At 61.2% G+C, this 23,469-nt stretch carries 21 protein-coding genes and 1 pseudogene; 10 read left to right on the plus strand and 12 right to left on the minus strand.

Features of this window, described 5'->3' with window-relative positions:
- The first annotated feature begins 68 nt into the window (after nt 1-68).
- The 8 genes from ACQ5BM_RS32070 to panD all read left to right on the plus strand — a co-directional run bounded on the left by ACQ5BM_RS32070 (nt 69) and on the right by panD (nt 8,517).
- The gene (locus ACQ5BM_RS32070; RefSeq protein WP_429819916.1) at nt 69-830 is read left to right on the plus strand and encodes an ImuA family protein; all 762 of its coding nucleotides are present in this window, start codon (nt 69-71) and stop codon (nt 828-830) included.
- On the plus strand, nt 745-2,268 hold the full coding sequence (locus tag ACQ5BM_RS32075; protein WP_429819919.1) for a Y-family DNA polymerase: 1,524 nt from the start codon (nt 745-747) through the stop codon (nt 2,266-2,268). The genes ACQ5BM_RS32070 and ACQ5BM_RS32075 overlap by 86 nt, the downstream gene beginning before the upstream one ends.
- A complete protein-coding gene (locus ACQ5BM_RS32080; RefSeq protein ID WP_429819920.1) occupies nt 2,265-5,531 on the plus strand; it encodes an error-prone DNA polymerase in 3,267 nt (1,088 codons plus the stop codon). Before ACQ5BM_RS32075 ends, ACQ5BM_RS32080 begins: the two co-directional genes overlap by 4 nt.
- Nucleotides 5,532-6,076: 545 nt before the next feature.
- The gene (locus tag ACQ5BM_RS32085) at nt 6,077-6,238 is read left to right on the plus strand and encodes a hypothetical protein (protein WP_429819921.1); all 162 of its coding nucleotides are present in this window, start codon (nt 6,077-6,079) and stop codon (nt 6,236-6,238) included.
- Between the two features lie 117 nt (nt 6,239-6,355).
- Nucleotides 6,356-6,913 carry a hypothetical protein gene (locus ACQ5BM_RS32090; protein WP_429819922.1) on the plus strand — a complete coding sequence of 186 codons (558 nt, stop codon included), beginning with the start codon at nt 6,356-6,358 and terminating at the stop codon, nt 6,911-6,913.
- A gap of 32 nt (nt 6,914-6,945) precedes the next feature.
- Nucleotides 6,946-7,479: a hypothetical protein gene (locus ACQ5BM_RS32095; RefSeq protein WP_429819924.1), complete on the plus strand. Its 534-nt coding sequence runs from the start codon at nt 6,946-6,948 to the stop codon at nt 7,477-7,479.
- 138 nt (nt 7,480-7,617) lie between these two features.
- Entirely contained in the window at nt 7,618-8,028 is a 411-nt protein-coding gene (locus tag ACQ5BM_RS32100; protein WP_429819925.1) for a PAS domain-containing protein, read from the plus strand.
- Nucleotides 8,029-8,061: 33 nt separating this feature from the next.
- A complete protein-coding gene (gene panD / locus ACQ5BM_RS32105) occupies nt 8,062-8,517 on the plus strand; it encodes an aspartate 1-decarboxylase (protein ID WP_429819926.1) in 456 nt (151 codons plus the stop codon).
- A gap of 69 nt (nt 8,518-8,586) precedes the next feature.
- On the opposite strand, the gene pepT is transcribed toward panD, so the two are convergent.
- The 7 genes from pepT to ACQ5BM_RS32140 all read right to left on the minus strand — a co-directional run bounded on the left by pepT (nt 8,587) and on the right by ACQ5BM_RS32140 (nt 17,131).
- Nucleotides 8,587-9,810, minus strand: coding sequence for a peptidase T (gene pepT / locus ACQ5BM_RS32110; protein ID WP_429819927.1), 1,224 nt, complete (start codon nt 9,808-9,810; stop codon nt 8,587-8,589).
- 75 nt (nt 9,811-9,885) lie between these two features.
- A complete protein-coding gene (locus tag ACQ5BM_RS32115) occupies nt 9,886-11,121 on the minus strand; it encodes a CapA family protein (protein WP_429819929.1) in 1,236 nt (411 codons plus the stop codon).
- A gap of 91 nt (nt 11,122-11,212) precedes the next feature.
- Complete coding sequence (locus ACQ5BM_RS32120) at nt 11,213-12,988, minus strand: dipeptide ABC transporter ATP-binding protein (RefSeq protein ID WP_429819930.1); 1,776 nt, start codon at nt 12,986-12,988, stop codon at nt 11,213-11,215.
- Nucleotides 12,985-13,860 carry an ABC transporter permease gene (locus tag ACQ5BM_RS32125; RefSeq protein ID WP_429819931.1) on the minus strand — a complete coding sequence of 292 codons (876 nt, stop codon included), beginning with the start codon at nt 13,858-13,860 and terminating at the stop codon, nt 12,985-12,987. Before ACQ5BM_RS32125 ends, ACQ5BM_RS32120 begins: the two co-directional genes overlap by 4 nt.
- 11 nt (nt 13,861-13,871) lie before the next feature.
- The gene (locus tag ACQ5BM_RS32130; protein ID WP_429819933.1) at nt 13,872-14,849 is read right to left on the minus strand and encodes an ABC transporter permease; all 978 of its coding nucleotides are present in this window, start codon (nt 14,847-14,849) and stop codon (nt 13,872-13,874) included.
- A gap of 7 nt (nt 14,850-14,856) precedes the next feature.
- On the minus strand, nt 14,857-16,458 hold the full coding sequence (locus ACQ5BM_RS32135) for an ABC transporter substrate-binding protein (RefSeq protein ID WP_429819934.1): 1,602 nt from the start codon (nt 16,456-16,458) through the stop codon (nt 14,857-14,859).
- A 133-nt stretch (nt 16,459-16,591) separates the two neighbouring features.
- Nucleotides 16,592-17,131: a hypothetical protein gene (locus ACQ5BM_RS32140; protein WP_429819936.1), complete on the minus strand. Its 540-nt coding sequence runs from the start codon at nt 17,129-17,131 to the stop codon at nt 16,592-16,594.
- Between the two features lie 124 nt (nt 17,132-17,255).
- Between ACQ5BM_RS32140 and ACQ5BM_RS32145 the strand changes: the two genes are divergently transcribed.
- The gene (locus ACQ5BM_RS32145; RefSeq protein ID WP_429819946.1) at nt 17,256-17,495 is read left to right on the plus strand and encodes a transcriptional regulator; all 240 of its coding nucleotides are present in this window, start codon (nt 17,256-17,258) and stop codon (nt 17,493-17,495) included.
- A gap of 471 nt (nt 17,496-17,966) precedes the next feature.
- On the opposite strand, the gene ACQ5BM_RS32150 is transcribed toward ACQ5BM_RS32145, so the two are convergent.
- The 5 genes from ACQ5BM_RS32150 to ACQ5BM_RS32170 form a co-directional block, all read right to left on the minus strand.
- Entirely contained in the window at nt 17,967-18,257 is a 291-nt protein-coding gene (locus ACQ5BM_RS32150) for a hypothetical protein (RefSeq protein WP_429819937.1), read from the minus strand.
- Nucleotides 18,258-18,508: 251 nt separating this feature from the next.
- Nucleotides 18,509-19,123 (minus strand): N-acetyltransferase family protein, encoded by a 615-nt coding sequence (locus ACQ5BM_RS32155; protein WP_429819939.1) that lies wholly within the window; start codon nt 19,121-19,123, stop codon nt 18,509-18,511.
- Between the two features lie 92 nt (nt 19,124-19,215).
- The gene (locus ACQ5BM_RS32160) at nt 19,216-20,451 is read right to left on the minus strand and encodes a hypothetical protein (protein WP_429819948.1); all 1,236 of its coding nucleotides are present in this window, start codon (nt 20,449-20,451) and stop codon (nt 19,216-19,218) included.
- A gap of 175 nt (nt 20,452-20,626) precedes the next feature.
- Nucleotides 20,627-21,694: a class I SAM-dependent methyltransferase gene (locus ACQ5BM_RS32165; RefSeq protein ID WP_429819940.1), complete on the minus strand. Its 1,068-nt coding sequence runs from the start codon at nt 21,692-21,694 to the stop codon at nt 20,627-20,629.
- A 198-nt stretch (nt 21,695-21,892) separates the two neighbouring features.
- Nucleotides 21,893-22,621, minus strand: coding sequence for a helix-turn-helix transcriptional regulator (locus ACQ5BM_RS32170; RefSeq protein WP_429819950.1), 729 nt, complete (start codon nt 22,619-22,621; stop codon nt 21,893-21,895).
- Nucleotides 22,622-23,281: 660 nt separating this feature from the next.
- Between ACQ5BM_RS32170 and ACQ5BM_RS32175 the strand changes: the two are divergent.
- Nucleotides 23,282-23,469 (plus strand): annotated as a pseudogene (locus tag ACQ5BM_RS32175) (flagellar biosynthesis protein FlgA); the annotation flags it as partial.

Below are 23,469 nucleotides of genomic sequence, written 5' to 3' on the forward strand. Positions count from 1 at the left end.
GGGAACAAATAGAGAACATATCAACAGGAAGCACTCATGCATAGTCCCAGGGAGTTGTTCCTTCCAAAATGCCCCGTCCAGTCGACAATACCGTCGTCTCCGAACTTCGCGAGCGCATCCAGCGTCTCGAAGGCACAAGCGGCCGCGCGCGGCAGGTCCTACCTTTCGGCGTCGCCGAAATCGACAGGTGCTTGCCCGGGGGAGGGCTCGCACTCGGCGCGCTTCACGAGGTCGCCGGCGGCGGCAACGGCGCCATCGACGGCGCGGCTGCGGCACTCTTTTGCGCCGGCATCGCTGCCCGCTCGAAGGGCAAGGTGCTCTGGTGCGTGACACGCCCGGACCTCTTCGCGCCGGCACTGGCTCAAGCTGGTCTGTCACCGGGCCGCGTCATCTATGTGGAGGCCGGAGACGAGAAGGCGCTTCTTTCCTGCATGGAGGAAGGTTTGCGTCACGGCGGGGTTGGCGTCGTCGTTGGCGAACTGGCCCGCCTTTCGATGACGGCCTCGCGCCGGTTGCAGCTTGCAGCCGAAAGCTCAGGGACAATCGGGATCGCGATCCGCCGTTGGCGAAGGCAGGCCGAGGCGTCGGATTTCGGACAGCCGACCGCGTCGACGACACGCTGGCGGGTGTCCGTTCTGCCGTCGGCGCCATTACCCGTTCCCGGTGTCGGCCGCGCACGCTGGCTGGTCGAGCTCATCCGTTGTCGCGCCGGCGAAAGTGCAGATTTCGAAGTGGAGGCCCCCGATGCCAAGGGTCGTATCGCTCTTCCTTCCGACCTGGCCCACGGATCGCCTGAGGAGGAAGCTCGGCGACACCGCGCCGCCGGCTGACGCTGCGCTTGTCCTTATTGGCCGCCGCGAGCGCCGACGGGTAGTCATGGCGGCAAACACTGCGGCGTTTGCCGTGGGACTAAGGATCGGCATGCCTGCGACGAAGGCACAGTCGCTCGTGACCGATCTCGTGGTCATGGATGCGGACCCCGCTGCCGACGCCGAGGCGCTCGAGCGCCTGGCGCTCTGGGCGCTGCAGCGCTACGCGCCGATCGTTGCCGCCGATCCACCCGACGGTCTGGTGATCGATACGACCGGCGCCGATCATCTGCACGGTGGCGAGGAACTGATGCTATCGGGCATGGTCAATCGCTTCCATGGATCGGGCATCGCTGCGCGCGCCGCGGTCGCCGACACATGGGGTGCTGCTCATGCTGCTGCCCGCTTCCTGGCCCAGCCGACAATTGTGATTGCGCCAGGTGCGCAAGGAGAGCTCATCGCCAACCTGCCGATCGCGACGCTCAGGCTCGATCCTTCGATCGTCCATGGTCTTCGTGTTCTCGGCTTCAACACGATCGGCGATATCGATCGTCAGCCGCGCGCACCGCTTGCCTTGCGGTTCGGACCGGAACTTGGTCGGCGCCTCGATCAGGCGATCGGCCGCATCGCCGCGCCGATCGACCCGATACGCACGCCCGAACTCATTGAAGTTCGCCGCTCGTTTGGCGAGCCTATTGCTGCCGCCGAGACGATCGCGCGCTATACGGCCAAGCTCGTGGCCACGCTCTGTCGGCTGCTCGAGGAGAGAGGGCTTGGCGCGCGGCGCGTCGACCTTCTGTTCCACCGCGTCGACAATTCCTATCAAGCGATCCGCGCTGGAACCGCGACCCCGATCCGGGATTTGAAGCGCTTGACGCGGCTTCTGACCGACCGCATCGAAACCATCGATCCGGGGTTCGGGATCGAGATCATGTCGCTGACGGCAAGCCACGCCGAGCCGCTCGCCGCCACCCAGGTGATTTCGACACTGGTCGACGAACCGGAAGCCGATGTCTCCGGTCTGATCGACATTCTCGGCAACCGGATCGGCCAGCGCCGGCTCTTCCGCTTCGCGCCGGTCGCAAGCGACGTGCCCGAGCGTTCGATTGCCCGCGTTGCCCCGATGACCCCGGATAGGGGCGAGACCTGGCCTGGTCACTGGCCGCGGCCGACGCGCCTTCTGCTTCATCCGGAGCCGATCGAAACCATGGCGCTCCTTCCCGATCATCCTCCGGTCAGCTTCACCTGGCGGGGCGTCAGGCGCCGCGTGCGCCGCGCCGACGGGCCAGAGCGCGTCTTTGGCGAGTGGTGGAAGCGCGATGCCGAGCTCGTGGCCGTCCGCGATTATTTCCAGGTCGAGGATGACGCCGGCGAGCGCTACTGGATCTTCCGGTCCGGCGACGGCGAACATGGCGAAACTGGCAGCCATCGCTGGTTTCTGCACGGGATATTCGGATGACGACGCCGCGCTATGTCGAGCTGCAGGTGACCTCGCACTTCTCGTTCCTGCGCGGGGCCTCTTCCTGCGAGGAACTGTTTCAGCGCGCGGCAGAGCTCAGGCTCGAGGCACTGGCGATCGTCGACCGCAATAGCCTCGCCGGTATCGTCAGGGCGCATCAGGCAGCCAGGGACACCGGCGTGCGGCTGATCGTTGGCTGCCGGCTTGACCTTGATGACGATCTCTCCGTGCTCGTCTATCCGACGGATCGGCCGGCCTATGCTCGCCTGTGCCGGTTGCTGTCACTCGGCAAGAAGCGCGCCGGCAAGGCGAAATGCCGGCTCGGCTGGACCGATCTCGTTGCCTATGGCGAGGGCCTGATCGCCGCTCTCATTCCGGGTGAGGCCGATGACAGGTTGGCACTTCAGCTTCGTCGCCTGCGGGAAGCCTTTGGCGACCGCAGCTATCTTGCGCTGACGCTACGCCGCCGGCCGAACGACCAGCTGCGGCTTCACCAGCTATCCAATTTGGCGGTTTGGATTGGTGTTTCGACGGTCGTCACCAACGACGTTCTGTTTCATGTGCCGGAGCGACGTATTCTCCAGGATGTTGTCACCTGCATTCGTCACAACATCACCATCGACGAAGCGGGGTTCCGACGCGAGCGGCACGCCGATCGCTATCTGAAGCCACCCGAAGAAATGGCGCGGCTTTTTCCGCGCTACCCGGAAGCACTCGGCCGCACGATCGAGATCATGGAGCGATGCCGCTTTTCGCTCGACGAGCTTGCCTATCAGTACCCGGAGGAACGCTCCAATCCGGAACTGACGGCACAGCAGACACTGGAGCAACTGACCTGGGAAGGCGCCGTCTGGCGCTATCCCGAGGGGTTGCCGGACAAGGTCAGGCGGAACCTCGAGCACGAACTACGACTGATCGAGAAGCTCCAATATGCGCCCTACTTCCTGACCGTGAACGCGATCGTCCGCTTCGCCCGCTCGAAGGACATTCTCTGCCAGGGCAGGGGGTCGGCGGCCAATTCGTCGGTCTGTTATGTGCTTGGCATCACTTCGATCGACCCGGATACGAACGATCTCCTGTTCGAACGTTTCGTCTCCGAGGAACGGCGCGAACCGCCTGATATCGATGTCGACTTCGAGCACGAGCGCCGCGAGATCGTCATGCAATGGGTATTCGACACCTATGGCCGCGATCACGCAGCACTTTGTTCGACCGTCATCCGCTACCGCTCGAAGGGCGCCATTCGCGATGTCGGCAAGGCGCTTGGCCTGCCGGAGGACATGACGAAGATGCTTTCGTCCCAGGTCTGGGGATGGGGCGAGGATGTCGGCGAGAAACATGCCGAGGAACTGAAGCTCAATCTTGGCGACCGACGGCTGCGCTTGACGCTTGAGCTTGCCCGCCAATTGATGGGCGCGCCGCGTCACCTGTCGCAGCATCCGGGTGGTTTCGTCCTGACGCATGATCGCCTCGATGAGCTCGTGCCGATCGAGCCTGCAGCCATGGCCGACCGGCAGGTTATCGAATGGGACAAGGACGATATCGACATCCTGAAGTTCATGAAGGTCGACTGCCTGGCGCTCGGGATGCTCTCCTGCATGAAGCGCGGCTTCAATCTGCTTTCCGAGCACAAGGGAATCAATATCGACCTTGCCAGCATTCCAGCGGAAGATCCCCGCACCTATGCGATGATCCGGCGGGCCGACACGCTTGGTACCTTCCAGATTGAAAGCCGCGCGCAAATGTCGATGCTGCCCAGGATCAAACCGCGCACCTTCTATGACCTCGTGATCGAAGTGGCGATCGTGCGTCCCGGCCCGATCCAGGGCGACATGGTCCATCCGTATCTGCGCCGCCGTGAGGGCAAGGAGGCGGTCGTCTATCCGAAGCCGGAACTGGAAGAGGTGCTCGGCAAGACGCTTGGCGTGCCGCTGTTTCAAGAGCAGGCGATGCGCGTCGCGATCGAATGTGCCGGCTTTACGCCGGGCGAAGCGGATCAGCTGCGGCGCGCGATGGCGACCTTCAAGCATACCGGCGGCGTTTCGAAGTTCGGCAAGAAGCTGATTGCCGGCATGGTTGCAAACGGCTACGAGCCGGAATTTGCCGAAAAGACCTTCCGGCAGCTGGAAGGCTTTGGCAGCTACGGTTTTCCCGAAAGCCATGCCGCTTCCTTCGCACTGATCGCCTATGCCTCGTCCTGGCTGAAATGCTGGCATCCGGATGTCTTTTGCGCGGCCCTGCTCAATGCCCAGCCAATGGGCTTTTACGCGCCGGCCCAGATCGTCCGCGACGCGCGCGAGCACGGGGTAGAAGTCAGGCCGATCTGTGTGAACGCGAGCCACTGGGATTGCACGCTTGAGCCAACCAGTGACGAGGCCCGGTTTGCCGTCCGCCTTGGGCTGCGCATGGTCAAGGGGCTTGCGAATGCTGACGCGGCCACACTCGTCGCTGTGCGCGCGGAGCGGTCCTTCGAAACCGTCGACGACCTCTGGCGCCGGGCCGGCGTACCTGCCGCCGCGCTTGTCGAGCTCGCCGAAGCCGATGCATTCAGGCCTTCGCTGAACCTTGCCCGGCGCGAGGCGCTCTGGGCGATCAAGGCGCTGCGCGACGAACCTCTGCCGCTCTTTGAGGCGGCGTCGGAGCGCGAGAACCGGACCGTGGCCGAGCTCGACGAACCGGCTATAGCGCTGAGACCCATGACATCGGGCGGCGAGGTGGTCGAGGACTACGGCCATGTCGGGCTGACGCTGCGTGAGCATCCACTTGCGTTCCTGCGCGCGGATCTGACGAAGCGCCGCGTCGTCTCCTGCCGGGAAGCAATGCAGTCTGGCGACGGCAAATGGCTTGAGGCCGCCGGCCTCGTGCTCGTCCGCCAGCGACCAGGCTCCGCAAAGGGCGTGATGTTCATCACCATCGAGGACGAGACCGGCATTGCCAATCTCGTCGTCTGGGCAAAGACCTTCGAGAAATACCGCCGCGTCGTGCTGGGCGCCGGCATGCTCGGCATCTATGGCCGGATCCAAAAGGAAGGCGATGTGGTCCACCTGATTGCCCACCGGCTGACCGACCTGTCCGGCGAGCTCGCCAGTGTTGGCGATCGTGATGCCGACTTCCCTCTGCCTCATGGTCGAGGCGACGAGTTTTATCGCGGCGCGCCGGCGCCCGATCCGCGAGGAATGCCGAAGGGTCCCCGGCCGCGCGACATAGTCGATCCGTACCTGCATCTCGATGCGATCAAGGTGAAGACACGGGATTTCAGATGAGGAGAAAGTCGACTCGGCACTTGTTAGTCCGCTTGGGCCCCAAAGGTGACTTCCTTCGACGCCACTACCTTGTGCCACAACGCGCGCGCCCGACAAGCCACGTCGCGATTCCGATGCCGGAGACGAGCCAAGAACTCGGGTTCATTCATGCGACCGCCTCGCGCAGAATCGGCCTGGATCGCCGATGTCTCGATGAGGGTGCCACGCACGATTATTGACTCTGTTCTCCGCCCATTGGAAAAAGGCCTACAGTTGGAGAGGAAAAACAACTCATGGCAGACGAGAACAATACGAAGGACAATACAGACGCTCTGGAAGCGACTCCGCCGACAGAGATAGCGCCGCCCAAGAAGCACCGGGGGCCGCGGCCGAAGAATATAGTCTCGGAAGCAACGGCTGAAACACCGGAGGCAGTTGCCGCTCAGCCCTTGAGGGGACGCAGGAAGCGCACAGACAAGCCGGCAGATGTGACGGTCTCGGCAAAGACGCAGGCCGGTTCGAGGGGCAAGGCAAAGAATGTCGCCAAGGGCACCCGAAAAACCCGTGTGGCAAAACAGACGATAGAAACGCCGGCCCCAGCTCCGATCCTCGACGACATCGCGGATCTTCTTCAACTTGAAGAAGAGAATGCACGGCTTCGCAAGGCCCTGGCTGAAAAGTTGCGGGCAGAGAACGCCGATCTGCGCAAGCGGCTTGGTCTTGCTTGATCATTCGGTGAAGGGCCGATCGGCTTGCGCGATCGGCCCTCGTCATCGCATTCTTGCTCGACGTGCCTATAGGCTGCTGCAATGGATGCTGGTGCGGGCTCGGGGTGACGGCGCACTATGAAATCACCATGGAAATATTTGGTGCAACTGGCGTCTCTCGGGCGAACGGCTAAGGAGCCTAATAGCTCGCGAGAAACCGAGGCCGCGAAACCGGACGCGCCGCCAGCTCACATTGCAGCACTCTCCGTTTCGACCAGCGACGGTGCAGAGCCCGCAGTGGGCGCCTCGAACGATGCGGTCAGCGACCTCGACGCAACAACCACGCATACCGCTGTCGTCGCGGTTGCCCGCAGTGGAAGCGCGGCCGTTGCGACGGTCGATCGGTCAACTACCGACGATCACGCGGTGCTTCCGGAACGCGTACATCCAGCCCAACCATTGCCGGCGAAAAGGCGTAGGCGCAGGGGGAAAACGAACGTCAAGAATGTTGCGGTGACCGATGCCGTCGAATATGGAGTCGGAAGCTCCAGTGTTGCGCAGCCGCCGATGACATTCTTCGATGAGGTTGCTGGACTGGATGCGGAAATCACGCAATTGAGACGCCAACTGGCAGAAAAGTTGCTTTTGCAGAACGCGCAGCTCAAGCAAATGCTAGAGCGATACGATGCATCGTGAGCAGGCCTAGCGCTCTTGACTATTGGATACCTATGAAACCACAGCAACGAAAGTTCATCGTCGAAGTTAAATCGGCTCGCCGGCGTTCGACGATCAAGCCAGCCTCTATCTGGGGCGATACGGATCTTAAGGCACTCGTGCGCAAGGCTGAGACCGAGGCTCCACATCTGTTCGAACCGGCTGAGGGACCGAACGAGCTTTCGCCGGCGCAAAGTGTAGAGATCCGCGCAAACGACAGCACCAGCGCCGGCGACACCACACAAATTGCGGAACCCGCTGACCTGACAGAAACGGTGGCCGGGGTCGAAGAAGCTTCCATCTCGCCGCTGGAAACGGACAGCCCGAAGATGGCGTTGGCGACAGCGCCGAAGCGCCGTCGCAGCACCCGCAACATTCTTCGAAATGGTCGAGTGACGACCAAGGCTGCTACCGAGGTCGCAACCTCTCCCGACGACCTTGCCGCACTTGAGGACGAAAACCGCCGGCTGAAGGGACTGCTGGCACATCGGCTTCAGCAAGAGAATGCTGAACTGCGAAAGATGCTTGAACGATTTGGAGTAAAATAGACGGGTCGACTACGCGTTTCCCGCGCGGGATACCGCACCGGATCGGTTCGGGGCCAGTCGATGCCAGAGTCCGCGCATGGCGTTGCAGGTTGCCAGTTATCGCGCAGAAGCGCCTTCTTGAAATGGCAGGAGTAGTTGATGGAAGGGGATGTGGAGCGCACTTTTGTTGTGGATCTCACCGATGCAGCTACAACGGACTCGGGCATTTTCACCTGGGATATAACGCAGGACCTCGTCTACGCAGATTCAGCCCTTGCAGAGCTTTTCGGCTTAATCGCCGAGGAGACCAACCGTGGACTGCCGCTCAAACTCTACCTTGATCGTGTGCATCCTGAAGACCGGCCTTACCTGGCAAAACAAATAACCGAAACCATCGTCGGAGGGCGGGCCCAGCAGTCCGTCTATCGGGTCAAGACGCGAGGCGGGCACTACGTTTCAGTTGTCGCTTTTGGCCGGTGCTTCCGCGACCGCAAGGGCACCCCAGTCCTTTATTCCGGTATGGTTGTCCTCGAGAGCGCGACTTCGGCGAATGACAATCGAAAACACTGATCGCTAAATGGCAACGAAAATAAGTGAGGGACAATGAGAAAGCTGGTCGCAGGCAAATTGCATGGCATCTACGTGACCGAGGCAAACCTTAACTATCATGGCTCGATCACGCTGGATCCGGATCATTGCGAGCAAGCTGGCATCCTGCCCATGGAGTTTGTCGAGATCTGGAACAAGAACTCTGGTGCTCGCATCTCTACCTATGTCATTTTGGGCGAGCGCGGCTCAAGGTGCTGCATCCTGAATGGCGCGGCGGCGCGCACCTGCCAACCCGGTGATCAAGTCATCATCTGCAACTCCGTCTATCTTGAGGAAAGTCGGCTCACCTCCTTAAAGCCGAAGGTGCTTACCTTCGACGAAAACAACCACATACGTGATCGCCTGAGCTATTCGGTGGATGTTGACGCCGAGGGGAAATACACGTTCGAAATCCTCGATCAGGAGAACACCGCCCTGCCAGTGCCGCTCATGGTGTCTGGCGGCAATTGAGATTGCGGCGGGGAAGGCCAGTTTGAATTCCTCGAACGGCTTGTTAGTACAAATAATTTAGCGCCGATCTCAGTCGGCCGCCGCCAACCGGCAGATCCCCATCGCCACTTCCAGCGACCTTTCGAACGCCGGTACCGGCAGGAATTCGTAGCGCGAATGGAAGTTATTGGCGCCGGTAAAGAAGTTCGGCGTCGGAATGCCACGGCCCGAGAGCACCGCGCCATCGGTGCCGCCGCGCATCGGGATCAACTTCCTGTCGATTCCGAGCTCGTCCATCGCCTGGAACAACAGAGCGACGGCGCGGTCGTCGCCTGCCAGGCTCGTGGCGATGTTGCGATAGGTATCGGTGACCTGATGGCGGATGTTGCCGCTGGGGTAGTTTGAGCGAACCCGTTCCGCCACTTCGGTGATCCGCCGCTTGCGTTGATGGAAGCCATCGGTGTCGAAGTCGCGGATCAGGCAGGTGAGTGTCGCCTCACTGTCATGGGCGACGAGATCCTTGAACCAGAAGAAGCCCTGGCGGTCCGTGGTATGTTCGGGCGTATCGTTGCGGTCGAACTGGGCGATGAAGTCCATCGCCATCTTCAGCGGATTGACGAGTACATCCTTGGCCGACATCGGATGGGCGCTGACACCGGTAAAGACGATCTCGGCGGAAGCGGCGTTGAAGGTCTCGAGCACCACTTCGCCCAGTTCGCAGCAGTCGATCGTATAGGCGAAGTCGCAGGGGAAGCGGGCGAGATCCAGCGCCTTGGCGCCCCGCAGACCGATTTCCTCGTCGGGCACGAAGGCAACGAAGACGTCACCATGTGTCTGTTGGTCGAGCCGACCGAGCAACGTCATGATCACGGCGATCGCCGCCTTGTTGTCGGCGCCGAGCACACTGCTGCCGTCACCGACGATGATGTCCTCGCCCTTCCAGCCGAGGATCTCGGGGTGCTCGGCAACGCGCAGCCAGATGTCTTCCTTGGCGTTGAGGCAAAGATCCTTGCCGTCGAAACGGAGGATCTGCGGCCGGATGAACGGCGAAAGCCCGACGTCGACGGTGTCGAGATGGGCGATAAATCCGATCGCCGGCGCGTCGGGCCGGTTGCCGCGTTTGACGCCGGTGACGATGGCATGTGCATCGACGAGAACGTCCGCCAGGCCCAGCGCCCGCATCTCGTCGGCGAGCAGGGCGGCGAGTGCCGCCTGGCCGGGCGACGAGGGCAGCGTTTGTGCGCGGCCATTGCTTTGGCTCTCGATCGCGGCGTAGCGGAGAAAGCGGTTAATCAGTTCCTGGCGAACGTCCATGAAGGTCCTTATGTGGAAGGGCGGGCCGAGACGGCTTGGCCCGTTTCGGTGTCGGGAAGGGTGGAGAGCGAGGCACTAGACGCGGATGATGCCGACGCCGTCTGAGACCTGGATATCGACGCCGAGCCCGGCCGATTGTTCTTTCAGCCGCCGCAAGATGCGCTCGGCACGGGCCCCGGTTGCCAGATGCGGCGCCAGACGCCGCTCCAAGACACCGTCCCCTAACGCTTGTTCGCCGCCAATGACGACCGGATGCAGCCTGATCTCGACGAGACGGTTGTCGGCGTCGAAGGTCGTGGCCGCCACCACGCTCTCCCAGACCTCCGGCGCCGTCCAGGTCGACTTCTCGGATCGGACATGGAAGATGAAGTTGCCGAGGCTGTAGAAGATCGGCCGGCCGCGGTAGATCTCGATCGGCTGCAACACCGGCGCACCGTGGCTGACGAACAGGGAGGCACCAGCGTCGATGCAGGCGCGGGCGACACCACTCACCCAGTGCGGAATCTGATACCAGTCGGACGCCCAATGATGATGGTGCAGATAGGCGACCACCAGCGATCCGTCCTTCGCCGCCGCCGTGATGGAAGCAAGGTTGCGGGAGAGGTCCACCTCATCGATGGTCACACTGCGTCCGCAGCGCTCCGACCGCCGGAACACGGCGCGGGCAATGGCGATCTCGGTCTCCGGGTCGAGGCTCGGACGATCATCCGGCTGGCTGTCATTGGCAAGATCGATGGCGGTGTAACCGACCTGGTCGCGGATTGCTGCCAGTCGCTCGAAGGCAGGACCGTCGACCTCGATCCTCTGGCTAATGCGGAGCCGGTTGACGCCCGGGCGTGCCGGCCGACCTTCCTTCCCGTCGGCGGCATACATGAAGTCGGGACCGGGGCCGCCATCCATCGCAACGATGGCAAGCGGACGACCGGAGAGCACAGCAGTGCTTGCCCGCGAGGCGGCCGCGTGGTCGCGGCCGAGACCGGCATGCAGGAAGCCGCGCTTCTCAATCTCCTCCAGCGTCGAGAGAACGCCGGAGGGACCGAGGTCGAAGGCATGGTTGTTCGACAGGGATAGCGCTTGGAAGCCGATGTCCCGGAGGGTGTCCAACACAACCGGCTCGCTGCAGCCGAAGAACGAACCCTTGAGCGGCCAGCCGCCGTGGCGCCCGAGGATCGTGCCCTCGAAGTTCGTGAAGGCGAGATCGGCTTCGCGCAGCAGAGACTGAACCTTGCGGAAGGCCGGGGCGGTGTTGTCGCGGATGTCGTACTTGATCAGCGATTGGCCGGTCAGGGCCAAGGTGAACCTGTCTTTCATGGAATGACCTTCTGTGGCGATGGCTGCCTGGCGTTTTGGGATTATGGCGGGTTCACCAGTGGGCGAACTCGTCCTTTGAGCTCTGCGTCCCTCAGCATGTGAAGCGCTGCGGCCGGGCATTGATCAGGGTGCGGGTGTAGGCATTGTCGGAGCGCGAGAAGATGAAGTCCGAGGACCCAAAATCCTCGACCCGTCCGTTCTTGAAGATGTAGACGGCGCTGCACATCGCCTGGACGATCGCCAGGTCGTGAGAGATGAACACCATGGTCATGTTCTGCTCGGCGATGGTTTCCTTGAGCAGCGTGACGATCTCCGCCTGCACCGAGACATCGAGGGCCGAGGTCGGCTCGTCGGCAACAATGATCTCAGGCTTGGCAAGAAGCGCGCGGGCAATGCAGACACGCTGCTTCTGGCCGCCGGAGAGCTGATGCGGATGGCGGGCAAGCAGGCTCCGGGCAAGTCCGAGCCGATCCATCATCGCGCCCGCCGACTCGACCGGCTTGTCTCCCGACGCGCTCCTTGCGCCGAAGCGGATACTTTCCTCGATCGTCTCGCCAATGGTCGAACGTGGGTTGAGGGAGACGGAGGGATCCTGGAATATCATCTGCACTCGGCCGAGCAAACCGCTCAGCCGGCCGCTTGCTGCCGCCTCGAAGGTTTGTTCGCCAATGGTGATGCGGCCGTCATGGGCGCTGTCGAGACCGGCGAGGATGCGGCCGAAGGTGGTCTTGCCGCTGCCACTCTCACCGACGATGCCGGTGATCGTGCCACGCGGCAGGCGGATGCCGACATCGCGCAGGCCGAAGCCTGATCGTTTGCGGCCGAGGCCCAAGCCAAGTCCCCACCGGAATCCCTGCGGAGAGAACTCTTTCGAGACGCCTTCGGCGACAAGCAGCGGGCGCTCTGCGTGATCGGCGGCGCGAGAGCTGCCTTGACCATCCTCGTCCACCACCTTGCCTTCGGCCTTCGCCACCTGCGCCGGGATGCGAAGCCGTGGAACGGCGGCCAGCAGCTTCTTCGTATAGTCATGGCGTGGCTGATCGAGGATGACGGCCGTGTCATCCGCTTCGACCACCTGGCCCTTGCGCATGACCAGCACGCGGTCGGTGATCTCGGAGATCACCCCCATGTCGTGGGTGACGAGAATGACGGAGATACCAGTCTCATCGACAAGGTTTCTCAAGAGTTCGAGGACCTGCTTCTGCACCGTTGCATCCAAAGCCGAGGTCGGCTCGTCGGCGATGATGATGTCGGGAGAATCGGCAAGTGCCGTGGCGATGACGATGCGCTGCCGCTGACCGCCAGAGAACTGGTGCGGGTAGTTGCCGTAGCGCCGTTCCGGTTCGGGAATGCCGACGCGGGCCAGCAGGTCGAGCGCCCCAGCGCGGGCTTCGCGTCTCGACAGCGATGGGTCGAGCGCAAGGCAGGTTTCCTGAACCTGCGCACCGACGCTCATCAGCGGATCGAGCGAGGCGGTGTGGTCCTGGAAGATCGCCGATATCCGCTTTCCCCGCAGCGCTTCACGCTCGCCGGTCGTCATCGCGTTGAACGCCTTGCCGTCGAAGGAGATCGTTCCCGATGTCTGCTGGAACTCCGGCGAAAGCAGGCCGAGGATGGCATTGCCGACGGTCGACTTGCCAGCCCCTGACTCGCCGATGATCCCGAGGATCTCGCCGCGCCGAAGTTCGAAACTGACGTCGCTGAGGATCGTCGTCGGGCCGGACGGCGAGAGATGGCGAAGGCCAAGGTTCTCGACGCGCAACAATGGTGGCAACGCCGCCAACGGCGACGAGGAGCGCAGCGGAGGTGACGAGGGCAGTCGGGGTGAGGAGGGCTGTGGGGTCGTGTTCATCTGTTCTGATGTCATCGCGTCTGGTTCCTTGGATCGAGGTGGCGGCGAACGTCCTCGCCGACGAGATTGATGCTGGCGATCAGGCCGAAGAGGGCGAGACCCGGAAACAGGCTGATCCAGTATTGGCCGGTCATCAGGTACTGGAAGCCGTTGGCAACGGCAGAGCCGAGCGAAGGTTTGTCGATCGGAACGCCCAAGCCCAGGAACGACAGCGTCGCCTCAAGCGCCACGGCATGGCCGACCTCGATCGGGATCAGGGTAATGGCCGGCGCGATGCTGTTGGGCAGCAGGTGACGGAAGAGGATCCGCGACGTCGGCAGCCGCATCAGCCGGGCGGCATCCATGTAGGGCTTCTTGACCTCGCTCAAGGCCACGCCCCGGGCGATCCGCGCATAGGTCGCCCATTGCGCGATCACCAGAGCCAGGATGATCCGGTCGATGCCCGGACCGAGCGTGACGATGGCAATCAGCGCAATCAGGATGGTCGGCAGGCTGAGCTGCAGGTCGACGAGCCGCATGATGGCGACATCGACCCATTTGCCGAAGTAGGCGGCGCTGACCCCAGCAGTCAGCCCGATCAGGGCCGCAAGCGCTGAGCTGACGATCGACACCACCAGGCTGATGCGCAGGCCATAGAGGATGGTGCTGACGATATCGCGGCCAAGCCCGTCGGTGCCAAGCAGATAGAGATAACCACCGCTTCCGAGGATCCCTGGCGGCGAGGACGCCTCCCAGCCGAAGATCTGCAGCGGATCGTAAGGGTTCTGCGGTGCGATCAGCGGGGCGGCAATGGCAACCAGGATGTAGCTGGCGAGCAGCAGCCTGGACACGGTCAGGACCGGTCCGTGTCGACGCTTCGTGAATGTGCTCAGGATTTGGGCTTTCATGACGGTCCCCCTTATGAAGACAGGCGCACGCGCGGATCGAGCACGGCGTAGAAGAGATCGACGAGGGCGTTGAGCACGACGAAGGCGACGGCGATGAAGGTCAGTGTCGCCATCACCACCGGCCGGTCGAGCAACTGGATGGAGTCGATCAACAGCTTGCCGACGCCCGGCCACGAGAAGATCGATTCCACCACCACGGCAAAGGCGAGCATGCCGCCGAACTGCAGGCCGATGATCGTCACGATCGGCACGCTGATGTTCGGCAGCGTGTGGCGCAGCAGGATCCGCTGCGACGACAGTCCCTTGGCGCGGCAGAACCGGGTGAAGTCCTGGCTCTCGACCTCGATCGTGCCGGAGCGCGAAAGCCGCGCGATCAACGCGATGTTCGGAATGGCCAAGGCGAGCGCCGGCAGCACGAGGTGCCACAACCCGTTGGCAGTGAGCCAACTCCAGTCTTCGCCGAGGACACGCTCGGTTGCCCCTCTGCCGCCGGACGGGAACCAGCCGGTGAGGATGGCGCCAACGAGGATCAGCATCATCGCCAGCCAGAAGGAGGGAATGCTGAGCGCCGACACGCTGACGTTCAGCAGCGTCCGGTCGAAGAAACCTCCGTGCCTCCGGCCGGCAAGAAGACCGAGCCCGGTACCGAGCGGGGCTGCGATCAGCATGGCGATCGAGGCCAGTTCAAGCGTTGCCGGCAGTTTGCTCATCACCAGCGTGAAGGCCGGCTGATGGTAGATGTAGGAGGTGCCGAAGTTGCCGCTGACGACATTGCCGACGAACACCAGGTACTGGCGCCAGATCGGCTGGTCGAGGCCGAGCGCGATGGTGGCTGCCTGAATATCCTCGGGCGTGGCGGTTTCGATGTTGACGACGTTGAAGACCGGATTGCCGACGCTGTGGATGCCGATAAAGCCGATCAACGACATGGCGATGAGCAGCAGGAAGGCCTGTGACAGCCTTCCGAGTGCGACCGAGATCATATCCATGAAGGGCTTACTCCGTTGCAGCGATCGTCTGCATCGCCGTCGTCCAGCCGCGCGGATGCATGACGTAGGCGCCGATGCGCGGGCCGTAGCCGACGATGTGGTGGAAGTGGTAGAGCGGGATGATCGGCTGGTCGGCCATCACCAGCTCGGTTGCCGAACCCAATGCGGCATTCCGTTCCGGACCGACCGCTATGCTCTCGGCCTTGGCCAGCATCTGATCGAAGGCCGGGTTCTGGTACTTGCCGAAGTTCAAGGCGCCGTTTCCGCGTTCCGGGTTGGGCGAGGCGAGCAGGGCGCGAAGGATGATGTCGACGGCCTCGCCGGAGGTGCCGCCATACCAGATGCCATAGTCGCCGGCAGCGCGTTTGGTGTTGAACACCGAGAACGGGGCTGCCGATGGCTGGGCATTGATGCTGATCCGGGCCCAGCTCTGGGCAATCGCCTGCAGGCTCTCGGCGTCGCCGGGATAACGGCCGGCCGGTCCGGCAAGCACCAGATTGAATCCGTGCGGATACCCGGCCTTGGCCAGCAGCGCCTTGGCCTGCTCATAGTCCGGCGCCTCGGGCAGCAACTTGGCCGACGTGCCCGGCAGCCCGGTCGGAAACACCTGCGATGCGGCGGTGCCATAACCGGCGAGGATCTTGTCGACGAGAATACCGCGGTCGGTTGCCAGCGCCAGCGCACGCCGGACGAGCGGGTTCTTGAACGGGTTGGCGATCGGCTCTCCCGATCTGTCGGTCACGCCGGGCAGTCTGTCGCGGGTCACATCGAACTGCACGAAGTTGATGCGGGCGGCACCGACGCTCGCAATCCACGCGCCGCGCTGCTTCAGACCGTCGACATCGCGGGCGGGAATGGCGTCGGCGACATCGACCTCACCGGTGCTGAGCGCCGCCACACGGGCAGCCGGGTTCTCGATCACCCGGAACCCGACCTTCAGCCAGGCGGGCTTGCCGCCCCAGTAGGCATCGTTGCGGCTCAGCCTCAGGCTTTCGCCCGAGCTCCAGCTTTCGAACCGGTAGGGTCCGGTTCCGACCGGCGGCGTACCGGAATTAAGCGCCTCCGTCGTCTCAAAACCGTCCGCCGGTTTGTTCATCATGAAGATCGAGGAGAAGGTCAGTGGCAGGTTAGGGGCAGCACCGTTGGTCTCGATGACCACCGTCAGCGGATCGGGTGCAGAGACTGCCTTGATGCCGCTCACCGCGGCGCGAAAGCCGCCGCTCGGAGGCTTCAAAAAATCCCGGATGCGCGCGATCGAATAGACGACGTCCTCTGCGTCAAACACCGCGCCGTCATGAAAGCGCACGCCGTCGCGCAGCTTGAACTCCCACCGCGTGTCGGAAAGCGCACGCCAGGAGGTGGCAAGCCCGGGCTTCAGTTCGAGCCCCTCGTCCTGATACACCAGCCGCTCATAGATGTGGGAGAGCAGCGAGGTGTTCTCGTTGAGGTTGGCGTAATGCGGATCAAGCGTCATCAGCTTGTAGGACGTGGCGATCCGAAGCTCACCCTGTTCCTGCGCCAGGGCCGGCGCGTACGGTGCGCTCCAGAGCGAGACGGAAAGCAGAAACGCCGACAGCAGGCGCGGACGAAATGGTTTTCCCAGTTTCATGTGCGGTTCCTTCTTGTTTTTTTGACAGAGTCAGAGCGCTCGCGCCGGAGGGTTTCCGACGCGGGGTTCATCGATCGAAATTTTTAATCCGGGCGCAGAGATGCCCGGGGAGTGCCCTTACGAGGCGGTGGGCTCAGCCGCTCCGCAACCCTGGTTGGCGTTTGTGCGCGGCAAGGCGACGAGATGGGTCAAGAGCCGCGTCGATCTTCAGCAGATCCGCCATGACGATACGGATTTGCGGCCACGGTTCATCGGGACTGGTAGGGGAGGGTTGCCCGCGGCTGAGTATCGCGTCGAGTTTGGCGGTCACCCCGGCGACCGATGCCGCGGGCGCGCTCCACAACGCCGCCGCCGCCTCGTCCTCGGCGATCGCGGCCCGATCCTCGGCCTCAAGCGCCTCGCTATAGGCTGCGTCGCGCTCAACAGACGCATCTGCCGACCTGAAGAGCCTTGTCTCGATCCGCTGCTGCTGCGCGCTCGATTCGCTCAAATGCTGCAAGGCGCTGTACCACAAGTGCCAGGCTGCGACCGCGGGATCATCGTCGCAAAGGTCAAGCCCCGGATTCTGAGGGGGCGCAGCTTCTTGATATGTGGGTAAAGACGCCGCCACGAAGGAATGAAAATCTCCTCGGGTGACCGTAGACAAAGTTCTGCTATTGTCGGAATCAGCCATGATCCGAGCTCCCTACAGCTTGGTTGTGGTCAGGCTGTGCCCGGTGTTGCAAGCACCGAGCGCAGCCGAATGAAACTTTAAGTGCCACATGAACGAAAAAAGTTCAACAGAGAAACTGAGATTTATGACTGTAATAACGGGAGCTCAGATCCGCGCGGCAAGGGCGCTAGTTCGATGGACTGCTGAAGAACTAGCAAATGCAGCCAGTGTAGGTCTCTCGACAGTACGACGCGCAGAGGCAGAAGATGGGCCACCAACAGCGACAGCAGCCAATCTGAAGCTAATCCAAAACGCTCTGGAAACCGCCGGTATCGAGTTCATCCCGGAAAATGGCGGCGGCGTGGGGGTTCGCTTCAAAAAATAGTCGCCGAGTCTCGACGCCTTGTAGCGCGAAAAGCGCCGCGCTGAGCAGCCGGCCGCGGCGAAGGGCTGTAATAGCCGCAAATGGAAGGCCACAATTTAGCGTGCACAATCGCGTTGGGGACTATGAATTCTCACGGCCTCTGTCATCAATATCCGGTCTGTGAAGTCGAACGCTCAGACGCCGGGCCTCTTCTTGCTTACGCGAGAGGAGGCCTTTTCATCTAAAGTGCCTTGTTCACAACCTGCGCCGCAACACTGACCAGGAAGGCCGCGAGTGTAACCGCGGCGCTGTAGCGCGCAACTTTCATGCGGCGCCGTCGGGCACCAGTCCAGTCATAGCCCATCGGTCACCTCCCTGAGACGTGCTGGTGCTCCAATTTCGCCCACTAGGAAATAGACTGCAAGCCGATTACTTGATTGTGATTCCGGAAGGAAAGCCGCCGATGTTCAAACCGAAGCTGGCTCAGGAGGCTCATTCCCTTTCAGCCAAGATAATTCGCAAAGCCCGAATGACATCCGCTGCATCGATCAGCGTATCCCTGATGTCCTCTGTCGATAAGTCTCTCACCCGGGCAGATGCGATTCCTAAATCGATCACCACGTCTTTCGCGCGCCTGTTACCGCCAACGCCGGCCTGCTCGTGCATTTCACGGATCGTATCGACCGATCGATCGAGGAGGCGGCTTACTTCGAATGGCGTTAGTTTCTCGACCTCATTGGCGGCTCTGATTAGTTCGGAGATAAACGCGGTCGTTTGAGACATTGTGGACCCGAGAAGACAATTTTACATCGCATCAGCACGCGAGCGTCTGTTTCGCATGCTAGCTTTTCCCTTGAAACCATCACCAAGCAATCGGAGCGGCTTTCTGAGCTCGCGCCATTCCCGGCCTGAGCTGGACCTGTTGCGAAAATTCTTGATCACCTAGAAAGAAGCCCCGCCATTGAGGCGGGGCGAGGGTCGCGCCCAGATGGCTCGCTGGACGCGGGGAAGTCTGCATCGACTATTAGAGGATGCTATCGAATGGACGAGCCTAAAGGGAAGGGCTGTTTCCGCGATTCCGGTACGGTTCGGCAAAAAAAACCCCTGGGACCAAATGGCGGCGCCAAGCGCAGAACCATGATTAATTCATCGTGCTTCCCTTCATGGCCGAGGAAGCCATCTGGAATACAGCCAACCTCTACGAAACCGTGATGTTCGTAGAAGCGAATTGCTGCCGAATTCGCCGCGTTGACGCCAAGCTCAAGCTGAACAACTCCGTGAGCGAGTGCGTGCTCTGCCACCTCGCGCAAGAGATTTGCGGCAATCCCAGTTCCGCGTTTGCTTTTTCGGACATAGACGCTGACAAGCCTCGCGCGGTGCGCCATTTTCCTGGCACGCTCGAACCTCAGCCCCATCATGCCGACGGGCAGGCCACCAAGGAACGCGACAAACACCGGCTGGCTCAGATGTTGGCGCCATTGACGGTCGGAGAGATTGACCCAATCTCCAAACACACTCGCAAACGAAAGCGGTTCGTGTGAAAGCGCCTCCAGACGTATGCGCCGGAAGACGTCTACGTCCTTGACCGACAGGCGCCTGATTGCTGCCCCATCTTCAATCGACACTTCGACCTCCACCAAAGAACCCATGTGGGGCTCAAAAACATCGTCCGCTGCCAGGCAGCTATTCCAATGCCACACGTGGCACTTCGGCATCGAAGCCGCTCAGCATCGATTCTCGATCACGACCCCGACCACTGCCATTCGGCCGCCCCCGGGGTGATGACCCCGCTGGCAATGCGTTTCGACAGTTCCGCCCAGATCTGATCCCTGGTGAAGCTTGCGAGATCTCCACATGACTGTACCAAGGGCATCTCCGCGTATTTTGAAAGAGGAGCGGCGACTCCTCCGAATAGCTCGATTTCCCGGAATGGGTAGCCCCCGGCAGGCTTCAAGATGCGATGACCCCAAAGCCCAGGTCGGTCGTCCCCACGCAGTTCAGTCAAAAGATCGAGATTGCCCGATCGCTCTAGGCCGATCGCGGTAAGGTAGCGCATAAGCGGGTAGTAAATGGTCTGTCGGCATCCCCCAAGCGCTCTCACGCCGGGCAACATGGATAATACAAGGAACACCGTGAAAAGGCTTGGCACGATCGCGCGTTGCCGGAGCGCCGCCGCGATGCTGTCCGGCAGAAACTGCATTTCGAAGTTCGATGGACCGCTCGCCCTGAGCGTGCTGTCCTCGAGGCGGAGCGGAATAATCCTGCCTTTTTCCATGCGCCAGAAGAAGTCGGTGGTTCTGCGGATCCAACCCTGCCACGGCCCGATGTTCAGGCGATCCATGGCGTCCAGGATGTTCTCGGCAACTTTGCCGTTTCCGATGAAGCGAGCCGACATCCAGGATCCCGCGTCGTCGAGATGGTCGGCGACCAGATCCGCGATGTCGAAATCATCGAGCTGAAGCAGCTTGATGGGGAAGGGGAGTTTGGCACGCCAGAGGGTCTGATTGGCCGCCCTGATCGCATCGGCGGCAGAGGCAAATTCACCCGATGGCAATTGCGCGAGGAGAGCCGCGGCAGCGTCGTTCGGAGCCAGATCGCCCTTCCCATTCGAGAGGGCAAAGCGAAAAGGGCCATTCAACCCGCAGACGCTGAAGGAATCCAATCGGCTTCGGGGCAGCCCGAAGACATTGAGGGCCTCGTTTTCGAGCGTGAACCAGCCGGGACCTTTCTTTGCCTTTTCCGTGAAACTGACGGTGGAGGCGTGGTACGTGATGTGCCATCGGCAGCCGTGGGCGTTCAGGCCCAAAAGACTGAACAGATGGGTGTAGAATGCGTCCGGTTCAAGCAGAAGCAGGCAGTGAGGGCCGGTTTGAAGCACCGGCGATGCTAGCAGATAGTGGCTTGCACTTCGGCCTTCTTCAACGCTGTAGCCTGACCTCCAACAGGCCCGTTCGACGCAGCGGCAGAGCAACTCCATTGCGTGATGGCGCACCGGACACTCGGATTGGAATTTTCCGGTATCGTACGCAAACGAAGCGTAGTCTCGGAGCGGACGCTCCCAATAGGAGGTAAGGTGCGGCATCAAGACAGACAGAGTCCGTCGCACATCGGCCACGCTGCAATGCTGGTCTTCTGTCAGATAAGCGGGCATTTCAGAATGCCACACGCTTCGGCGCGACCTGCATCATGGTATTTGCGCTCCGCCACATCAGATCGGGAGCCAGGGCGTCTGCCGGGGTATCGACGATCGTGGAAGGCAAGGGTTCGTAGCAATAGCCGGGGGGAATTGCCGGTTTCACCATCAAGGAAATCAACTCCAGCACGGAGGCCCGGGAATTGGACGACACGATGGTGTAAAAGTTTCCGCTGTTCCAGGTCAGCACCGAGTATCGAAAAAAGGTCCTCAGAGCGGCGACTGTTGTCGGCAGATCGACCTGAAGATCCCTCATCGTGTTTAGGACTTCGTCGTTTTTCTTGGAAACTTGGTCACTTGAGAAGAACCGGGACTTAAACACCTCGTCCTTCTGTCGCTCGCGTTCCTCGTAGATGTCGCGGTCCTCATGTGCGAGCTTCTGCACCTGCACGAGGAGACCGCCGGGCCGTATACGGGGGACGACGAATTCCAGCTGCTTGATGCGATCACGGTCGTACATCTGAAACGTCGTGTCCTCGAAGAGCAAATCAAAACCACCTCGAAATGCGAGAAGGTCCTCGTCGGTCGCGTATCGGTCGGCGTCCAGTTCAAAGAACGGACCGTGAAAGAAATGCGCGTGTTTGCTTCCCCGATTCGCAAAGAACGATGCCCGGTTGGCCGCCGTTGGACTGCAGCAAAGTGCCTCAATGCGACCATCGCCGAGCACGGCAAGCGAGCGCGCAAGGCAACCAGTACCAGTACCGAGTGTGTAGATTGTCGTTGGCAAAGCGCTGCGTGCCCAAGTTCGGAGAGCAAACGAAAGCAGTGCGGCACCTAGGCGGCATTCCTCTTCGAGCCGGAAGGGAATGCTGGCGAAGTAATGGCTGTCGAAGTGTCCCCAAAGGCGTCGATGCGTATCCGAGAAGACCTGGGCCTCAAGATCGAAGTCGAGCAGGCTCATGTCGAGTTGCGGTTCGGCTAGGTTTGGTACTCCATCCTGTCCCTGTGCGGTCCTTTCAAAGAACGCCGCGAACGATGTGAGCCTGGGAGCGCTTCGCCAGTGTTCAAGCGTTGGCTGATCCACCATAGCCGCCTCCATCATAGCCGGCGGTGTGCTTCATCTCAGCGCGCAGCGAAGATGGATTGGTTTGCCACCGGCATCAGTTGTATTGAGTTCGTCCATCTGTGGACCCATGTGGGGGAGCAGCCAATCTACCGAAATCGGTAGATTGATGTGGCCAGGTGAGCTGGTGGGACATGCGGGCCGCGAATGCGATCAGCGCGGTTAGATTTTGATCAACTCAAGAAAGATTGCCTTAGCGACGGCGTGATGACTTGTAGCAGCACCGAGTTTTTTCCTTGCAGACCGGAGGTACAATTTTACAGCGTTTTCTGAGATGCCCAGATCCGCGGCTATCTGCTTGGAAATCCGTCCCCTCGCAAGCAACTGAAGACATTCGACTTCGCGCCTGGAGAGGTCTCGATAGCGGCCAACCTCTCGAAGGCCAGTGGCAGAAAACACCGTCTCATGAAGATATTGGGAAAGGATCTGCAACTCGTGAATGCTTGAAGCGCGTAGCCGCGACCACTCACGCTTGGGGAGGTTCGAGGCCACGGAAAACAGACAGCGTTCACCTTTCGGACCTCGGATAGGAATCGTGAGGCCACTGGGACCGATCTCAAAGGAATGCGCCTCTTTGAATAGACGGGAGGTCTGTGCTGACCGCTGATCAAGGGAGGACCAGTCCACCGGCATGAAACCCGAGCGAGCGACGTTAATCACCGGGTCTATGTCGAAGTAGCGCTTCTCGACGTAAATCTCAGTCCACGCATCTGGATAGGTCGTAAAGTAGGGGTGCACGCCTGACCTGCCTCCGCTGCAAACCACAAGGAATGTCATGTGCGACAGGCCGTATCGCACGCAAAGTTCCTCCAGTGCAGGACAGAGCTCCTCGCTATGCTTTGCTGCCAGCAGCGTCCTCAAGGACAATGACAGCCTATGGTGATCGACTATCGGGAGAATGCTTCGGTCTGCTGCCATCTCACGCTGTATTCGGTTCTGACTCTTCATATCGGAGAACCGGATCCTACCGGCAGTGCTCCGGCAGCGGAATTGTAGGATATACGAGTGGGTATCGTGTCTCCCCTGCCGCGTTTCTCAATCTACGGTTCGATTTCGAAGCTAAATTGAGCGAGGTGGCTCCTTGTTCGTCGCCGAATTGGTCGCGCGGATTCGCTGCGTGATCGCTTCACTGAGTAGTGCCGCGGAGTTTGCAGTCAGGCGGGAGGTTTAGGTATCCGTGCCAGCTCACTCCGTGTCCTAGTCCAAGGCTACAGGTTTGCTGGAGCCGCCCGGCGAAGAGAGCTTCATTCACCTACAGCGAAGTCTGTGGTTCCAGGCTCTCAAGACGCGATTGCTCCGAAATATTATTAGAAAATCTAACAGGATCGTTCGACTTTCTAAATTGAGCTAAGTTCTCAACGGACCTACCCTCCTATTCAAGCTGCTCGGGAGGCGGCTAGGAGTGGCGGCTCGACCGCCTTCCGTGGAGGAACGACAGCGAAATCGAACGGCGGCTGCGGGTGGAGCTGAAGGCTTCGCCGTGCGATCGACGATGCGCGAACCTCGGCGGGACACTCCTCACAATGATCCCTATAGCTGAGGAATTTATCGATGAATCTTTCTGCCCTTCTTTCCTTGCGCGCGTCCAATGGCCGACCCGTTCGTGTGGCGCTGATTGGTGCCGGCAAGTTCGGTTCGATGGTCCTGGCGCAAGCCCAACGTATAAGTGGCTTGCACATGGTGGCCGTGGCCGACCTCAATGTTGGCAAGGCGCGTGAATCCATGGAGCGCGTCGGCTG

This window comes from Ensifer sp. B1-9, assembly GCF_050474445.1.
In the GTDB taxonomy this organism is placed as follows: Bacteria; Pseudomonadota; Alphaproteobacteria; order Rhizobiales; family Rhizobiaceae; genus Ensifer.

Bases quoted from the DNA above. Each gene is read 5' to 3' on its own strand.
- ACQ5BM_RS32070 (WP_429819916.1), top strand. From the start codon at position 69: ATGCCCCGTCCAGTCGACAATACCGTCGTCTCCGAACTTCGCGAGCGC.
- ACQ5BM_RS32075 (WP_429819919.1), top strand. From the start codon at position 745: ATGCCAAGGGTCGTATCGCTCTTCCTTCCGACCTGGCCCACGGATCGC.
- ACQ5BM_RS32080 (WP_429819920.1), top strand. From the start codon at position 2,265: ATGACGACGCCGCGCTATGTCGAGCTGCAGGTGACCTCGCACTTCTCG.
- ACQ5BM_RS32090 (WP_429819922.1), top strand. From the start codon at position 6,356: ATGAAATCACCATGGAAATATTTGGTGCAACTGGCGTCTCTCGGGCGA.
- ACQ5BM_RS32095 (WP_429819924.1), top strand. From the start codon at position 6,946: ATGAAACCACAGCAACGAAAGTTCATCGTCGAAGTTAAATCGGCTCGC.
- ACQ5BM_RS32100 (WP_429819925.1), top strand. From the start codon at position 7,618: ATGGAAGGGGATGTGGAGCGCACTTTTGTTGTGGATCTCACCGATGCA.
- panD (WP_429819926.1), top strand. From the start codon at position 8,062: ATGAGAAAGCTGGTCGCAGGCAAATTGCATGGCATCTACGTGACCGAG.
- pepT (WP_429819927.1), bottom strand. From the start codon at position 9,810: ATGGACGTTCGCCAGGAACTGATTAACCGCTTTCTCCGCTACGCCGCG.
- ACQ5BM_RS32115 (WP_429819929.1), bottom strand. From the start codon at position 11,121: ATGAAAGACAGGTTCACCTTGGCCCTGACCGGCCAATCGCTGATCAAG.
- ACQ5BM_RS32120 (WP_429819930.1), bottom strand. From the start codon at position 12,988: ATGACATCAGAACAGATGAACACGACCCCACAGCCCTCCTCACCCCGA.
- ACQ5BM_RS32125 (WP_429819931.1), bottom strand. From the start codon at position 13,860: ATGAAAGCCCAAATCCTGAGCACATTCACGAAGCGTCGACACGGACCG.
- ACQ5BM_RS32130 (WP_429819933.1), bottom strand. From the start codon at position 14,849: ATGGATATGATCTCGGTCGCACTCGGAAGGCTGTCACAGGCCTTCCTG.
- ACQ5BM_RS32135 (WP_429819934.1), bottom strand. From the start codon at position 16,458: ATGAAACTGGGAAAACCATTTCGTCCGCGCCTGCTGTCGGCGTTTCTG.
- ACQ5BM_RS32140 (WP_429819936.1), bottom strand. From the start codon at position 17,131: ATGGCTGATTCCGACAATAGCAGAACTTTGTCTACGGTCACCCGAGGA.
- ACQ5BM_RS32145 (WP_429819946.1), top strand. From the start codon at position 17,256: ATGACTGTAATAACGGGAGCTCAGATCCGCGCGGCAAGGGCGCTAGTT.
- ACQ5BM_RS32150 (WP_429819937.1), bottom strand. From the start codon at position 18,257: ATGTCTCAAACGACCGCGTTTATCTCCGAACTAATCAGAGCCGCCAAT.
- ACQ5BM_RS32155 (WP_429819939.1), bottom strand. From the start codon at position 19,123: ATGGGTTCTTTGGTGGAGGTCGAAGTGTCGATTGAAGATGGGGCAGCA.
- ACQ5BM_RS32160 (WP_429819948.1), bottom strand. From the start codon at position 20,451: ATGGAGTTGCTCTGCCGCTGCGTCGAACGGGCCTGTTGGAGGTCAGGC.
- ACQ5BM_RS32165 (WP_429819940.1), bottom strand. From the start codon at position 21,694: ATGGTGGATCAGCCAACGCTTGAACACTGGCGAAGCGCTCCCAGGCTC.